The organism is Verrucomicrobiales bacterium, from assembly GCA_016793885.1.
Taxonomy (GTDB): Bacteria; Verrucomicrobiota; Verrucomicrobiia; order Limisphaerales; family UBA11320; genus UBA11320.
Genome location: JAEUHE010000032.1, coordinates 112,028 through 127,203, shown reverse-complemented (window position 1 = coordinate 127,203; position 15,176 = coordinate 112,028). Strand labels below are relative to the sequence as shown.

12 protein-coding genes are annotated in these 15,176 nt (G+C 58.6%); 1 reads left to right on the top strand and 11 read right to left on the bottom strand.

Annotation, left to right across the window (positions count from 1 at the left end; genetic code table 11):
• Positions 1–673: 673 nt before the first annotated feature.
• Genes mscL through panB form a run of 4 tightly spaced genes read right to left on the bottom strand, consistent with a single transcriptional unit; the run spans position 674 to position 3,257 of the window.
• Positions 674–1,093 (bottom strand): large conductance mechanosensitive channel protein MscL, encoded by a 420-nt coding sequence (gene mscL, locus JNN07_04530; GenBank protein ID MBL9166986.1) that lies wholly within the window; start codon positions 1,091–1,093, stop codon positions 674–676.
• A gap of 43 nt (positions 1,094–1,136) precedes the next feature.
• Positions 1,137–1,886, bottom strand: a complete 750-nt coding sequence (locus JNN07_04525; GenBank protein MBL9166985.1) for a DUF481 domain-containing protein — start codon at positions 1,884–1,886, stop codon at positions 1,137–1,139.
• A gap of 43 nt (positions 1,887–1,929) precedes the next feature.
• Positions 1,930–2,484 carry a cyclic pyranopterin monophosphate synthase MoaC gene (gene moaC, locus JNN07_04520; GenBank protein ID MBL9166984.1) on the bottom strand — a complete coding sequence of 185 codons (555 nt, stop codon included), beginning with the start codon at positions 2,482–2,484 and terminating at the stop codon, positions 1,930–1,932.
• Positions 2,481–3,257, bottom strand: coding sequence for a 3-methyl-2-oxobutanoate hydroxymethyltransferase (gene panB / locus JNN07_04515; protein ID MBL9166983.1), 777 nt, complete (start codon positions 3,255–3,257; stop codon positions 2,481–2,483). Before panB ends, moaC begins: the two co-directional genes overlap by 4 nt.
• A gap of 205 nt (positions 3,258–3,462) precedes the next feature.
• Here panB and JNN07_04510 point away from each other — a divergent pair, with 205 nt between their 5' ends.
• Positions 3,463–5,220, top strand: coding sequence for a polyprenyl synthetase family protein (locus JNN07_04510; GenBank protein ID MBL9166982.1), 1,758 nt, complete (start codon positions 3,463–3,465; stop codon positions 5,218–5,220).
• Positions 5,221–5,736: 516 nt separating this feature from the next.
• Here JNN07_04510 and JNN07_04505 read toward each other — a convergent pair.
• From JNN07_04505 to JNN07_04475, 7 genes are all read right to left on the bottom strand, one after another.
• Positions 5,737–7,128: a S8 family serine peptidase gene (locus JNN07_04505; protein MBL9166981.1), complete on the bottom strand. Its 1,392-nt coding sequence runs from the start codon at positions 7,126–7,128 to the stop codon at positions 5,737–5,739.
• A 54-nt stretch (positions 7,129–7,182) separates the two neighbouring features.
• Entirely contained in the window at positions 7,183–8,724 is a 1,542-nt protein-coding gene (locus JNN07_04500) for a hypothetical protein (protein ID MBL9166980.1), read from the bottom strand.
• The gene (locus JNN07_04495) at positions 8,715–9,626 is read right to left on the bottom strand and encodes an ABC transporter ATP-binding protein (GenBank protein ID MBL9166979.1); all 912 of its coding nucleotides are present in this window, start codon (positions 9,624–9,626) and stop codon (positions 8,715–8,717) included. The genes JNN07_04500 and JNN07_04495 overlap by 10 nt, the downstream gene beginning before the upstream one ends.
• A complete protein-coding gene (locus tag JNN07_04490) occupies positions 9,623–10,042 on the bottom strand; it encodes a GntR family transcriptional regulator (protein MBL9166978.1) in 420 nt (139 codons plus the stop codon). Before JNN07_04490 ends, JNN07_04495 begins: the two co-directional genes overlap by 4 nt.
• Before the next feature lie 442 nt (positions 10,043–10,484).
• Positions 10,485–11,933, bottom strand: coding sequence for a hypothetical protein (locus tag JNN07_04485; GenBank protein ID MBL9166977.1), 1,449 nt, complete (start codon positions 11,931–11,933; stop codon positions 10,485–10,487).
• A gap of 480 nt (positions 11,934–12,413) precedes the next feature.
• Positions 12,414–14,069 carry a CotH kinase family protein gene (locus JNN07_04480; GenBank protein ID MBL9166976.1) on the bottom strand — a complete coding sequence of 552 codons (1,656 nt, stop codon included), beginning with the start codon at positions 14,067–14,069 and terminating at the stop codon, positions 12,414–12,416.
• Between the two features lie 189 nt (positions 14,070–14,258).
• A complete protein-coding gene (locus tag JNN07_04475; GenBank protein ID MBL9166975.1) occupies positions 14,259–14,987 on the bottom strand; it encodes a lipoate--protein ligase family protein in 729 nt (242 codons plus the stop codon).
• Between the last annotated feature and the right edge of the window lie 189 nt (positions 14,988–15,176).

Below are 15,176 nucleotides of genomic sequence, written 5' to 3'. Positions count from 1 at the left end.
GATCCAATTCAGCCCAGGCGGTTGCTCACCGGCGCGGCTGATGGAGCTTCTGAGGCGAATGGGTTTGTTGGAGGGTCTGAGGTGGCGTGAAGGAACAGCGGTGTCGTGCCCTAAGCATTACCCACAAGTTCTTCGACCAATTGTTAGAATCCCAAAGGGATTCCGGCTCAAAGCCCAGGGTTGGCGCGACGCAGGAGCGCCTACCCTGGGTTAGTCGTGGTTTTCTCACAACCCCATCGCGGGTTGCGCTTGGAATCACCTGAAGCCCCACAGGGTTCGCAACCCACGATGGGGTTGTGGATTCTATGGCGTTTTCCCCAGGGTAGCTCGTTCCTCCCAACCCTGGGCTTTGAGGCGCAATCCCGTTGGGATAGGGAGGAAGCCCTCCGAACTTGTGGGTAATTCTCAGGGCACGACACCGCTTTTCCTTCGCCCCAAGTTAGCTCCTCCAGCGCAGTCGTTTACAATGGGCACACCAGCCGGCACTCCGCCACTCGCAGGAAAAGCGGAGACATGTCTCCGCAGTCCATAGCGCTTGGTTCCTTCGCGTGAGGGTGGACAGCTCCGCCACCGACCCATTCTACCTTCCTCCATCCCCACAAAAAAGCGAACCCGGGAAAACCCCGGGTTCGCAGTTAACGATAAGATAGGCGCGGGAAAACCCCGCGCTGTGTTAGCGGGCTTTGAGAATGTCGCGGATTTCCGCCAGGAGCTTCTCTTCCTTCGAGGGTTCGGGAGGAGCAGAGGGCTTGGCTTCTTCCTTCTTCTTCAGGTTATTGATGGCTTTCACCATCATGAAGATACAGAACGCCAGGATGGTGAAATTGATCACCACCGTGAGGAAGTTACCGTAGGCGAGAACCGCGCCTTCCTTCCTCGCATCAGCGAGCACCTTGCTGGTCTGACCAGACAAAGGAATGAACATATTGCTAAAGTCGACGTTGCCGATGACTTTGCCGACGACAGGCATGATGATGTCATCGATGACGGAGCCGATGATCTTACCGAAGGCTCCACCGATGATCACACCGACCGCCATGTCGATCACGTTGCCTTTGACGGCGAACGCTTTGAATTCGGACATGAATCCCATAAGTTTTTCCTAGGTTGGTCGTTGGGGTGTTAAGTTCGTTCGATTAGAACTTGTAAGCGATCCCCGAGATCAGCTTCAGGTCGTTCTGTTTGCGGCCAGGAACGGGTTCGTTGTCGTAGGTGTCCTGGATCTTGGTGAAAAAGCTGAGCTTGGTGGTCAATTGGGTCTCGAGGCCGAGTTCGGCGTTCAAGAGCCAGTTGTCCAAGTCGTCGACCTGAGGCAACCATTCGGCCGATTGCCAGATGCGGGTTTTGTCGTTGAGCTTCAGCTCATAACGTTCCGCAACACGCAGGGTGAAGTAGTTGTTCTTGTCGTGGTTACCCAGCTTCTCAGTGATGAAACCAGGACCGACTTCGACGCTCAGGGTCTGGCGGTCATTCTTGATCAGGTAGTAACCCAAACCAGGGCTGAGGGTGACCCGGTATTCCACGTCCGCGATTGCGTCGTGGCTGACTTCGCCACGGGCATAACCGTAGAGACGCTCATTGAACAGGCGGTTGTATTGACCGAAAACGCGGCCGAACTCGGTGTTCTTCACGTCGTCGTTCTTGCCGTAGGCCCCATCAAGGCCCAGGCGAACTTCGTTCATGTCCCACTTCTTCTGGCTGAGAAGTCCAGCGGTGAAGAGGAGGGTTTTGCTGTTGCCGCGGGTCACGGTCACACCGGCGTTGGCGCTGGTTTCCCATCCGGGATTCGGATCGGCGGCCAGAGCGGCGGTGGCGGGGATCATGACGCTGGCCAAGGTCAGCGAGGTCAAAAGACTGCTCGTATTGGATTCGATAGTGTTGCGCATATAGGCTGTTTGATTGCTAGCGAGCGGTTGATTTAGCAAACTTTCAGCTACGGTCAACGGTATTCCTGAAATTTTTCTTTGTCTTCTTGGGCATCGGTGATGAGGTGGATGGACTTTTTTGCCCATGGGGCGACGCCTGGGTCCAGGGTAGTTTGGTCTTTCTAACCAAGTAGATTTCACCAATGACCATGGCCTTGTCGACCGCCTTGCACATGTCGTAAATAGTTAATGCAGCGATAGAAACGGCGGTCAGAGCCTCCATCTCCACTCCTGTTTGTGCGGCGATTTTGGCGGTCGCTTCGATGAGGATCCGGTCGCGAGCAGCTGGAATTCGAAAACGAACTTCACAGTGGGTGATTGGGAGGGGGTGGCACAGCGGGATGAGCTCTCCCGTGCGTTTGGCCGCCTGAATTCCGGCCAGGCGAGCGGTGGCGAACACGTTTCCCTTGGGAATCCCATCCGTTTGGATCAATTCGAGGGTCGTCGCTTGAAGGCGGATCTCACCGGCAGCGAGTGCTTCGCGCAAGAGAATCTGCTTCTGAGTGACATCGACCATGGTAGCATCGCCGGCTCGATTGAGGTGGCTCAATTTTTTCATGCGGGGGTCGGGAGCTCGAGGTGTTGTTGCCAATTTTGAACGACACGCCTTGCCTCCGTCCGCAAGTCACCGCGTTCCTTGACGTGTTTGGGAATGTAGTTTGGGGAAGTGCCGAGGAGGTCGGTGGTAACCAGGATTTGTCCGTCGCATTGTTTGCCGGAGCCGATGCCGATGGTGGGGATCGGAAACCGTTGGGTCAGCTCGTGAGCCACGGCCGGCGTCACGAGTTCCAGGACCACGGCGAAGGCCCCGGCTTCTACCAGCGCGGCGAGATCCTCGAGCAGACTTTGGTGTTCGGCCTCGATCTTTCCTTTGATGTGATAGCCCCCCTCGAGGAGTACGCTTTGCGGCAGCATCCCCAAATGACCCAGGAAGGGGATCCCAGCTTGAACAATCGCTCGGACCTGATTGGCGATGGCGCGGCCCCCTTCGGCTTTGACGGCATCGGCCCCCGCGGTGACGAGTCGGCGTGCATTCTCAAGGGCAGCGGACTCGGTGTGGTAGGTGTGGTAAGGAAGATCCGCAACGAGTAGAGCCTTGGGCTTCGCGCGGGCGGCGGCCCGCACGTGATGCTCCATGTCGGCCATGGTGACGTGTGTGGTGTCCGGGTAACCGAGGACTACCATCCCGAGTGAGTCTCCGACCAGGATGAGGGGAACGCCCAGCTCATCCAGGAGCTGAGTCATTGGATAGTCGTAGGCCGTGAGGGAAGCGATGGGCTGCTTGCCCTTCATGGTCCGGATGGCTGTGGCGGTGATTTTATGTTCCAGCACGTATCAAACTCAGCACTGGCCGGGCCTCAGCACAAGCGGAATCGTTCCGGCCAAGGGGAACGTCCGGGGACGGACGTCGCCACGATTGTAGTGTGGGCCGTGTCGGCCCATGCACCGGCTGATGAACAATTCAACACTAGACAGTTCAGGATGTTAGGCGCATCTTTTGCTGACCAATCCTTGGTGACGAAAGCGCAAAAAGCGTATGAATGTTCAGCCGATCCAGTTCGCGATCCCGCGTCATAGCATCCAGCAGCGGTTTCGGACGCCGAAGAAGAACGTCCCGCAAACCGTTCCGGAACGGAATCGCATTCTCCACTTCATTCGTAACTACATCGCGGAGTTCAATCCGGTTCCTCCGCAGCCTTTCGAGCAGCTGCGCGAGCACGCCGACAAAGTCCTGGCACTGCTCCAGTGTGATCCGATCTACCGGGATTACATTGCGGTGCTGATCAACAACGAGATGTGGCGCGAGACGCTGGCATCCGTTCCGTTCGAAAAACGCCTATTGCTGCTGCCCAAGTGTCTGCGCGTCGAGAACAAGTGTCCGGCTCCCTTCGATGAATTCGGGCTGCTCTGCAAGCAATGCGGGTTGTGCACCATCCAGGATCTGCAAGCGGAGGCTGAGAAACTGGGCTATGCCGTCTTGGTGGCCGAAGGGAGCGCCATCGTCATGTCTCTCATCCAGACCGGCAAAATCGAGGCTATCGTGGGGGTGAGCTGTCTGAGCGTCCTGGAAAGGGCCTTCCCCTTCATGGAAGCGGCGGCCATTCCGGGCGTGGCCGTGCCTCTGCTCCAGGATGATTGCATCGATACCACCGTCGACTTGGACTGGGTGTGGGACTACATCCATTTGACCAGTGATGATCGAACGCGCCGGATGGATCTGGGGGCCTTGAAGGACGAAGTGGAAACGGCGTTCACCCCGACCTCCTTGGAACTGATCTTCGGCACGGCCACCGGTGAGACCGAACGCATCGCTCGGGAGTGGTTGATGCGTGCCGGCAAACGCTGGCGACCTTTGCTGACGGTAGCCGCTTACCAAGCGATGAGTGACACCCCCGGCAAACCTATTCCGGCGGACCTCATGAAACTCGCGGTGGCGGTGGAATGTTTTCACAAGGCCTCGTTGATCCATGATGATATCGAGGACGGTGATGCCACACGGTACGGAGAGAAAACGCTCCATGAGGAGCATGGCCTGGCGGTGGCCTTGAACGTGGGTGACTTGCTTATCGGAGAAGGCTATCGGCTGATCGGGGGGCTCAAGGTGAGCGATGCTCAGAAAGTGCGCATGCTCGAGGTGGCCAGCCAAGGCCAGCGCAGTCTCTGTCGGGGCCAAGGCGCTGAACTCTGCTGGATGCGGCAGCCATCGCCGATGAACCAGAATCAGGTCCTCGATATTTTCCGGCAGAAGACGGCTCCGGCTTTCGAGGTCGCTCTGAAGGTGGGCGTTCTGTACTCCGACGTCGACGCGTTCGAAGAGGTGGAGGAGGTCCTGCACGTCTACAGCGAGGCGATCGGGGTCGCATACCAGATTCGCGATGACCTGAGCGATTTGGGAGAAGCCGGCGAGACCAATGATATTGCGGGATTCCGGCCGAGCCTCTTGCTCGCCGCTGCGCATGACCGCGCCAAAGGCGATGTCAAACAGGTCACTGAGTCGCTGTGGAAACGTCAATTGCCGGCTGGGATGACGATTGCCCAAGTGGAGCAACTCTATCGGGAATTGAAGGCGGACGAGCGAGCCCGCACTCTTTTGGAAACCTACAAGGAAGAGGCGATTCGTTGTCTGCGCGATTTAGAAAATGCCAGCTTGAAGGGATTGCTTCGTCGTCTGGTTGGAAAGATCTTCAACGACACGGAGATCAAAGGTTGGTGCAAGGAGTTCGAGGTTAAGAATCTGGGCGCGCAGGCCGCCTCGACTCAGCCTGCCGAACTGCGTGACCTGGTCACCACCTAGCAGCAACCGCCGCCCACGCGAAGGGACGGCTGTTGTGAGGTGCGGAAACTGTGGGATCGCGTCGACGTTGGTTGTTGCGAGAAGGCACTGCGTGCGGGGAGGTGGACGACTCTTGATCTCCAAAATGGACGGAAATTGAGGCCATGAACCTGGTGGCAAGAAAGCGAATGGGGCAGCTCTATGGAGCTGACGGTGAAGCGGTCCGACGAGGTTTATAGTTCTGATCTCCGGTGGCACGACACCGCTGTTCCTTCACGCCACCTCCCCCCCCCCACGCGCGCCTTCATGTACGACACCCCCTCAGCCACTCCGTCGCGTGCAGGAAAAGCGGAGACGTGTCTCCGCGCTCCATAGCGCCTCGTTCCTTCGCGTGAGCCTGCACAACTCCGGACACCGAAGCCGAGCGACCGGTTCATGGAGAGTCGATTCGCAAACAGGATTCTTTGAAAAGGGAGTGAGCCAACGGCGTCGAGCTTTGCATGGGCCCCCGCTTCGACCGAGTCGACCTCTGCGGAATCACTTCCTCACGCTCAGGTCCTTGCGGATCTGGGCCTCGACGGCGGAGTAGGACTTGTTACAGGGATCGGCCATGGACGCAGCCAGCCCACTCACGTAGGCGGTGGCCACCGAGGTGCCGCTCGACAAATACCGCTGGCCGTTGAATTGAAAGATGGTGCTTCCGGGGGCGATCACATCGACGAACTCTCCCCGGTTCGCATAGGAGGCCAGGTTGCCGGTCCGATCGCTGGCGGTCACGGCTACCACCTTCGGATCGGCTGCGGGATAGGTGGGAGTGGTGGTGGGGCGATTGCCTGCGGCTGCAATGAAGATGACGTCCTGTGCTTGTCCCAGGCGAATGACCTCGGCGAGGTAGGGGCTTGGTCCCTCGCTGCCTAGGCTGAGGTTGATGATCTTCGCTCCGGCCTTGATCGCTTGCAGGATTCCGTTGGCGACATCGTAGGTGTTCGCCTGGACATTTTGTCCGTACACGTTTACGGGAAGAATGCTGATTTTCGCTTTTCCACCTGAGGAGAAATCCGCGCCGCGGACGATGGTGCTCGCCATCGATTCCCCATGGGGCGGGCTGGTGTAGGAAGTGGGACCAGGCCCCGCCACGTCAATTTGGGGCAGCAGGAATCCGTCGAGGCTTCCGCCCGTCCTGGGGACGGAGGTGTCGATTAATCCCACGATGACTTTCTCGCAATCGTTCGCCGGGCTTTCGGCTTTGAGGCTCAACTCGGGTACGGAGCTAAGATCGACCGGCTTGATTTCTGGCGGGCGTTCGACGTTGTAATTGCTCTCCACCTTCGTCACTTCCGGATCTTCGGAAAGGAGTTTGCGGGCCTTTTCGGCCGCCTCTGCCGTTTCGAACTGGAGACGATACGTGCGCAGTTCGTCATTCCGGCCAACGACTTTGCCATCCACTTTCTTGGCGATGTCATCGATGTTGACTCCCGGTTTGAGCGTGACCACCAGTTCGGTGGGGATCGGCTTGGAGGTATCATCCTTGGGATCGCGTTTGGGGCTGATCAGCTCAGTGGCTTGGCTGATGTTGGTGCGGAACACGAGCAGTCGTGATGGACCCTCGGCTTGCGGCAGGACTGCGTAGCTGAGGCCCCCTAGAAGCAGCTTGAGCGCGTCGGAGGCGGGACGGTCTTGAAACTTCACGTTGACCACTTGCTCCGACTCCGGCTGAACGTAGATCTCCCACCCGGTGGCCTCGGACATGAGGTTGAGCACCTCCTCCAACGGAGCAGACTGGATGTTGGCGCTGACCTTATCGGTGTCCTTCTTCCACACCAGGGACTGTGCCGCGGGACAACCGACCGCCCAGCCGAGCATCATTACCAACAGGAGATAGAGTCCCCCTCGATACCCAGCCCGTGTTTTGTTCCAGTCACAGCCCATACGCGTTGGCAAGCTACCTCCATTCCAACCAACAAGCGACAGAAAGGTTGCGGGCTAATTGGCAAGAAACTGGATACAAAGTCGGCTTCCCATGGCCAGTTGCACTAGCAAGAGCCCTGCAAGCATGAATCCGAAGTGCTTTATCCCCTTAAGCTTAGGGGTGTGGTCGTAGCGACTTTGCACGGCTGTCCAAGAGAGCACGGCCAGGATGAACCCCAACAGGGAACCTGTGAACCACAGGTGGTTGGTGGGGCGGTCATGGAGTTCGTTGAGCAAGAAGCCTATGTTCCAGTAGCTGGAGGCGGGGCCCCACTCGGGCAACAAGTGGAGTGGTTTATGGATGAGACCGGAGAACACCACCAGCCAGGGAACCGCCCAGTGATGAACCATGATTAGACCGCCCAGCACGGTTCCGATGATGGAAGCGGCGTTTCCCGCCGCGCCGAGGGAGGTCTTTGAAATGGTGGTCGAAAACCATCCGGCGGCGAAACAGATCAGCGCCGACCAGCCGATCAATTCTCGATCCAGCGCAGGCCCCCCCTGCGAAAACGAGAAAGGGGCGGCGGACATCCCCCAAAAGGAAATTAGGCCGCCAAACGCAATGACGCTGATGAGTGCCAAGGCCAGACGAATCAACAGCTGCTTCCGTAAGTCGCAGGGCTGGGTCGTTGACAAGAACTGCGTTCCTTCGAAGCGGTCATGGCCGCAGGAGAGGCCGACGAAGAGTGGCACAACCCAGGACGGGAGAAGTATCAATAACGGTAGCATGGGCGCGGCGTAGGCGGCCCACATTGGCGACTTCAGCAGTTGGACGTCGATCCACAGGATGATACTGAACACGATCCCAAACGCTATCGCCCGACTCTGCAGCAGCAGTTCGCGAACCCAGATATTCCGGAGGGGAGTTGCTCGGCTCATGCGCAAGAATCTGGCGAACCGGAGCCCGCGAGGGGTTAGCGGCCGGTGCTGCACTACGTCCCGCAGCTCGAGATATCTCCATTTCCAGGTGGCCAAGGAGAGTGCCAGAACGCTGTAGAGGCAGACTGAGATCTCCATCGTTCGCTCCAGGCCCCAGCCGCTGATCGGAGAGAACTGGGGCGAGAGAAGTTCCAAAGTCATCGCGGACCCGGTGATCATCAGAATCAATGCCAAGAAAGAGACCGCTGCGGCACCGAGTGTGCTCCGCGTATATTGAACGAACAGGGGTGGACCGCTGAAGGCTGCGAGGGCGATCACTCCTAGGAACCAACGCGTCTCCGGGCGTCCCGGCTGGGTCAGTTCCATAATGAACACAGTAAGGAGATAGGTGAGCAGCAGTATTCCAAAGGAGAGTGCCAGTTTCGTGATCCACAGTTGCCACCGGCGGCTGGGCTGAGTGAGTTGGAGGCTCCACGTGCGATGGTCGAACTCATGGCCCAGGGTGAAGGCCCCGAGGTAGTGGCCTCCGACGAAGAGAATGAACGGCAGCGCCCCAGCTGCATCCTTCATGCGCAGGAGTAGGGAAGCGATCGCGATGCCCAGAAAGCCTGCCGCGGTTACGAGCAGGGGCATCTTTCCTGCCTGGATGTCCTTCTGGAGCGAGACAATCATGTGCATAGGGTTCTTTCGGGTTTGGTGGTGACCATGAAGATCTCCTCCAGGTTCAACCCTTCCCAGGCGATGGTTTCGGGATGTAGAGCGCGGAGCGCCTCGAAATGTCGGTCTCCGTCTCCGTTGACGATGACTTCCCAGTCGCGACCGCGTGTTTGAACCGACAGGGCTCCGCTGAGATCGACGGTTGGCGAGGGATCGCGAAAACGGGCGCGAATCCGTCGGTATCGCTGCCGGGCGAGATCGGCGTTCGATCGAAGAACATGCCGCCCGCGGTCCAGAATGGTGAATTCATCGATCAGTCCTTCAAATTCGGAGATCAGATGAGTGGAGACCAAGATGGTTCGAGCCCCGGGATCGCCATCCTGAAAGGCACCGATGACTGTCTCGATAAACTCGCGTCGGACTAGAGGATCGAGACCAGAGGTAGGTTCATCCAACACCAGTAGCTCGGGTTCCGCGCAGAGCGCCCCGATCAGGGCGAGTTGTGTGCGTTGGCCCTTCGATAGACCGGCGACATTCTGTTTGGGCGGGAGGTCGAACCGGGAAAGGAGCTCGGATTCCTTGGCGTCATTCCAGGTCTTACGAAACGACGCCAGGTAGTCGAGGGTCTCGTGCACGGTCATCCACGGATAGAAGGCGGGGGCGTCCGGGACATAAGCCAGTCGCTGCTTGATCTTGAGGTCCTCGGTGGCGGCATTGAGTCCGAACAACTTCACGGAGCCTCCTTGAGGTCGAAGCAGGTTCAGGAGGCATTTCATGGTGGTGGTCTTGCCGGCACCGTTGCGTCCGAAGAGACCGTGGCAGGTTCCCGCTTGCACCCGCAGGTCCAGCCCAGTGACCGCCTCCCCGCGGTCATAGGAATAGTGGAGGTCGCGAATATCGATGATGGGCATTGGAGGGTTCATGCGGTTTCGGGTTTGCTGGCTGAGGCGGCGTCGCGGCGTTGTTCGAATTCATCGAACCGTTCGTTCACCAGTTTGAGAAAATCGGCCCGGCTTACCTGGAGGTGGTGCGCCGCCACGACGGCTTGGTCGATCTCTTGGTTGAGCAGGGCATGGCGGGCTTCGCGTCGCAGGGGGGATTTGCTGCGCTTGATAAATGAGCCTTTGCCGGGAAACGACTCGATCACGTTTTGATTCTCGAGCTCGAGATAGGCCTTCAGAACCGTGTTTCGATTGACCCGAAGCTCCTCCGCCAGCGGTCGAATGGAAGGTAGGGGATCGCCCGGCGAGAGAGCGCCGGAAGCTACCGCGGACTTCACCTGATCCACCACCTGCAAATAGACCGGCTTCCCTGATTTGAAATTGAGCTCGATGACCATAGTTAACAACTGGCATAGGACAGTAGGACAGTTTGTTTTGGCTGTCAAGGGGGAAGGGTGTTGGCGTTGTGACCGCGGATTTCTCGGACGACACGGATGGAAAAGAATGGGGAGGCGCGCTTGGGACGGTTTTCGCGTGAGTATGGCATCGCGGCGCGATGCTCCGTAATTTTAACAGTTCCGGGGGCGCGAGCACCCCCGGCTACATCTCTTTGAACCCTGCGGGTTCGGGCCATACCGACGAAGTGTGAAAGGGCGGAGGATTATGGAGCGCGGAGACATGTCTCCACTTTTCCTGCACGCGACGGACTGGCTGGGGGAGTAGGTGAATGGGTGCGCGGCAGAGGATAACTGGCGTGAAGGAACAGCGGTGTCGTGCCACCGGAGATCAGAACTATAAACCTCGTCGGACCGCTTCACGGTCAGCTCCATAGGCCCCGCGCTATTTCTCTGAAGTGCCGCTGTCGCTGAGCGCGCCGCCTATTTTTAGGCCGACCATCTCGTAGATCTGGCCTACAGCCAGGATCAAGGTGGATTCGCGATCCGCGCTGTTGTAGACGATGTTCGCCAGGCTGGAGGCGTTGGACGCGATGTCGGATCGCGTGCTCATCAATTGGTCAATGTTGATGGTGTCGGCAAAATACTCATCCAGCCGATCCTTGTATTCCGCAGCCTTTCGTCGGGCCACATCCAGCATTTGGTCGCGGTTCGCGTCGTTATCCCAGATCGCCTTAGTGGTGCTGTGGATTTTTCTTCGAATGTTGATCTCCTCGGCCTCGATCTCCGCCTGGAATTGTCGAATGAGCGCCTCGGTCTTCAGCCGCGTCGCCGTTCTCGCCTTCTGATCGTTGAGCCGGACGTTCACGCCACCGCCAACCGCCCAGCCGCTGGAACGGCTGTCCAGATCGCGGGAGCCGAAGGGGAAGAGCGTGCCCTCGACAAAAGTGGTGACGTCGAATTTGCCGCGCACGGCCTGGTCATGTTGGAGTTCGGTGTTGCGGATGGCGTTCTCAAGAACTTCGAAAGCGGGGTTGTTCTGCCGTGCTTTCTCGATGAGTGTTTCGAGACCCTCCGGGGTTTTGGCGGAGACCGCGAAGGGGCTCATCTGGTACTCCGTCATCACGATCGTCACTTCGTTGGTGACGTCCAGCCCCAGGTAGCCCATCAGGACACTCAGGTATTCCGTTTCCCGAGCGCTGTACTGGCCGCGGTAGGATTCCGCACTGCTCCTCACGGATTCGACGCGGGAGCGATCGGCGGCTCGGAGGCGAGGTTCCTTCAGCAGTTTGTCCAGGTCGATGCTCCAGTTCTGGTACGCTTCAACCAGCCGGCGATAGTACATCACGAGGTTGTAATAACTCAGCGCATTCTCCACCAGGGCCCGATAGCTCTTGAGGTAGTCCAACTGGGCTTTTCGGGCGGTAGACTCCTGAAACGCCTGGCTGATGATGCGGTCCTGTCGGCGTCGCGAACCCAGGAAAGGAAACTCCATTCGGGTGGCGATAAACGCGCCCGCTTCGCCGTCCTTGGGGTCGGGTCCATTGATATCCTGTTCCTCATTGAAGCGTGAGAAGAGAGAAGGGCCTACCTCCAACTTCATGACCGAGCCTTCGAAGGTTTCCTTTTGCACTCCGAGAACAGACGTTAGCTCATGGCCGACGCCGCTTCGTTGGAAGGGAAAGCGGGTCAGGTTATTCCGCATCTCGACATAAGGTTCCAGTCGGTTGAGGTTGGCTCGGAACTCCTCCAGACCGTGTTTGGATGCGCGCATTTCTTCGCGGGAAGCGCGCACAGTCGGGTTTTTGCGGAACGCCAGTCGGGCGATGGTCTCGAGGTTCAGGTGGTAGGGGGGGCCCGGGATCCCGTGGTTGCCGTCGGTCTGATTGGCCACCACCTTCGGGCTAGCATTTGTCGGGGGGGTAGTTCGATGGGAAGCCGCTGGAGTGCTACTCGGCCCCGTGGGGGAGGCGGCAGGCAACCGAAGCGTTGAAGAGAACCACAAGCCCGAGCACAGCCAGAGCAGGGGAGCACAGTTCCAGTATCGCGTCGCCAGGACAGGACATCCTTCTACCCCGAAGAGCATCCGGTACATGGAAAGCATCCTGGCGAGTGACGAAGCGGGGGTTCCCCGATCCTTTGGCGTCCATTCGCAGGCGGCGACAGCGGCACCCCGGCTTGGGGGACTTGCCGGTTGTTGGTTCCAGCACATCATTTGCCCGACAGGCCCTCGGCGAGTCCTGGCCCGCTCTGAAGGGGTATAGTAAGCCGTAACCTTCCGGAAAACGACGTCGAGCTGTCAACGGAAAAGACCGGTTGAATCGGCGATGTGCGATCGACGGAGCCGGCCGCCACGGACTTAGAGGACACTCCACTAGTTCGACCGGCTGCTAGGACGCTTGATCAGTCGGAGTGAATTCGCATCGATGAGCGCGGTCCCGTTCATTCCACGCAGTTCGCAAAGCATCTCGATCTCGGTAGGCCCGCTAACTTGGAAGGTATGAACGAGTTCCTGCCACTCGGTCCCGCTCGCGCGAGGAAAGCCGCCTCGCTCACCGGAGAGTCGTAGGGCGATCTCAGGAGTGGGCATTCCGTCGGGAGTCACCCCCGCGTCCAGTCGCACCCTGGCTCTGAGCTCATAGATTCCTTCGTCGAGCAGCTCGGAGTGACGCCAGGAAGCCCAGGTTCGCACCTGGCTTTGGCCTCCGTGGATCTTGAGCTGGTAGTGTCCGTCCTGGAGGGATCGCTCGCCTCGGGCTTCACCCGAGCTGTCGGTCTTGAAGCCCCAGGCCTTGAGGGTGGCGCTGCCGGTTTTGCCGAAAGCCAGGGGTTGGCGCGGGTTGGCCAGTTGATCACCAACGCTGAAAACCCGACGCTCGATCCGATTTCGAAGGCCCGCCACCGCGTTGCTCCAAACGAGGGATCGGCGGGTGTTGGATTGAAAGAGAGGCGCGGTTCGAGTGGCGAGGTCGTCCAGTCGTCGGGTGAGCTTTCCTTCGGTAAAGTAATTGGTGTAAAGCTGCCCGAGGCGTTGTAAATACGCCGCCCGCCCTGCTTTCGTGCTGATCACCGAATCAGCGACCAAGCCTTTGAACTTGGGGTGGATGGTGAACTCCGGGGTGGAGCGATACACGCCGAACAGTTGGTCCATGCCATGAGGGAGAAATGCCAGGCGGCCCGAACTTTGGTTTTTGTAGATCCGGTAATTATTGCGGCCGATGCTGTATCCATCCCAGTGGGACAGCAGTACCTCCATGGCGACCAGGCTGTAGAACCGGTCGAGTTCGATCTGCTTTTCAAGCTCTGCCATCCGCTGATTTGGATCGGCGAAGCGGGCGGTGCGGACCAAGGAGGCGAGGTCCGATTGATCCTCTGGATGCTCGCCTGAGTTCACGGTCAGCTTCTGATCGATATCTCGGGCAAACCCGCTGTCATAGAGGTTGCCTTTGGAGTTCCCGAAATGGCGTTTGAGAAAGGCCTTGGTCCAGCCTTCGACGAGCACATACACGCCGAGCCTGCGTCCATTGAGAGTGACCAGGCAGTGGGTGGCCCGGGGAGTGGGGATATTGGCGGCGTTGCAGACTTCGCGCGCGAGAATTTCGGAGAGGTAGCTCGGATCCTGAACGGAATTGTTCAGGTGTAGCTTTTCGATGTCATGGAACCGTTGGCGGTTGCCATTTTTTCCAAAGTGGAGCGTCAGGGCGGGGCGGTCGTCAAAGGGTCGAAAACTTCCCGCGGCTCCCTTCAAGTGCACAGCCACATTGGTGTATACCCGGTCGCCTTCGTAAACCGTGGCCAGCACATCGGTGCGCTCCTCGTCGGTTCGGCCGCCCTGCCATTGATAGGCCCGGAGCACTTCGGTTCCTTCCTCTGAAATCTCAATGCGGAGGTCGGGGGTGAGCCGCTTCTCGAACAAATCGGCGGCGGGGCTATAGGTGATGCCGATCCACAGCCCGAGCAGGCAAACGAGAAATCTTCGCCAGCAGCAGCCTCTCCCCGGGCCATTTCCCCATCGTTGAATCGAGCGCATGGTGTCGGATGTGGTGGTCTTAGGAGGCATGTCGTAGTCTATTTTCGGGGGAGATTCAAGGGAGGAGATGGACAGGCGTGGTTAGCGCGGCTGATTCAAAGTGGGCGAGGCCTGTAGGGAATCAGATCCCCAGTTGGCGCGAAACTCTGATGAACCCACTTGAAAGATCGTTTCCTGAATCGCTCCCGCTCAACTGCGGTGATTCCATTCAGATCGTCCGTATCGGTCTCGGACCAGCTGGTTTACCCGGTCCCAGGGAATGTTCGCCAGCCGCGGTGAGGATCCCCAGACCTGGGTCATACGATTCCGTATCTCACTCGCCGGCACGCCGAGATTCGTGCAGAACTCCAGATGCGTACGATTGGCGCGATAGTCCGGCTGCTTGGAAGGAAAGCGTAGGAAACGCTCGATCAGGTTCAGGTTGGCCCCGAGGAGCAAACTCCCATGGAACACCAGGGCAGTGCGTTTCCGACGTTGGGCGCTGCCCATCACTTTCCGCTCGTCGAAGCAAAGGTCGGACACGCCTCGCACGGACAGCCGTTCTCCCAAGCCTGGACAGGAGGCGATCGCTTCGCGTAACCGCCCCATGATGAACTGGTTGGTGCCGGTCAGCGTGCTGAGGGGTCCGGTTTCGGGAATCTGAAGAACCAGGTTGTAGTTCAGCACACCTGGCATCTGGACTACCGTTCCACCGCCCGTGCAGCGACGCAGAACCGGGATTCCCGCCGAAACGCAGGCGTCCATTTCCACCTCTTGAGCCACCGAGTTCCCATAGCCCACCACCACAAAGACCTCTGTGGGTTCCCAAAACCGAAGGGTTTGCCCCCCCGAACCGGTATCGCAGTCGTCGAGCAACGCCTCGTCCAGAGCCAGGTTTTCGGCCGGGGTAGGGAGAGTCAGGTCGACAAGCGAGATCATATTCTTACCCTCATCGTCCCTCGGATACCTCCCGAGGTTAAGCGAAAACGGGCGATTTAGAAGGTTAACTGAACCTGTTCATGAGAAAAACCGCTCTTCAACCCTGATATTTTCCCGTCGCAAACTGCACCATAACCCTTGGCAAGGAGCCTCTGGCCCCTATCATGACGAACGTGACTGACAAAGTGA

What these genes read in the sequence shown, in the direction of transcription:
- mscL (MBL9166986.1), bottom strand. Translation starts at nt 1,093, where the DNA reads ATGGGATTCATGTCCGAATTCAAAGCGTTCGCCGTCAAAGGCAACGTG.
- JNN07_04525 (MBL9166985.1), bottom strand. Translation starts at nt 1,886, where the DNA reads ATGCGCAACACTATCGAATCCAATACGAGCAGTCTTTTGACCTCGCTG.
- JNN07_04475 (MBL9166975.1), bottom strand. Translation starts at nt 14,987, where the DNA reads ATGATCTCGCTTGTCGACCTGACTCTCCCTACCCCGGCCGAAAACCTG.
- JNN07_04495 (MBL9166979.1), bottom strand. Translation starts at nt 9,626, where the DNA reads ATGAACCCTCCAATGCCCATCATCGATATTCGCGACCTCCACTATTCC.
- JNN07_04505 (MBL9166981.1), bottom strand. Translation starts at nt 7,128, where the DNA reads ATGGGCTGTGACTGGAACAAAACACGGGCTGGGTATCGAGGGGGACTC.
- moaC (MBL9166984.1), bottom strand. Translation starts at nt 2,484, where the DNA reads ATGAAAAAATTGAGCCACCTCAATCGAGCCGGCGATGCTACCATGGTC.
- JNN07_04500 (MBL9166980.1), bottom strand. Translation starts at nt 8,724, where the DNA reads ATGCACATGATTGTCTCGCTCCAGAAGGACATCCAGGCAGGAAAGATG.
- JNN07_04510 (MBL9166982.1), top strand. Translation starts at nt 3,463, where the DNA reads ATGAATGTTCAGCCGATCCAGTTCGCGATCCCGCGTCATAGCATCCAG.
- JNN07_04490 (MBL9166978.1), bottom strand. Translation starts at nt 10,042, where the DNA reads ATGGTCATCGAGCTCAATTTCAAATCAGGGAAGCCGGTCTATTTGCAG.
- JNN07_04480 (MBL9166976.1), bottom strand. Translation starts at nt 14,069, where the DNA reads ATGCGCTCGATTCAACGATGGGGAAATGGCCCGGGGAGAGGCTGCTGC.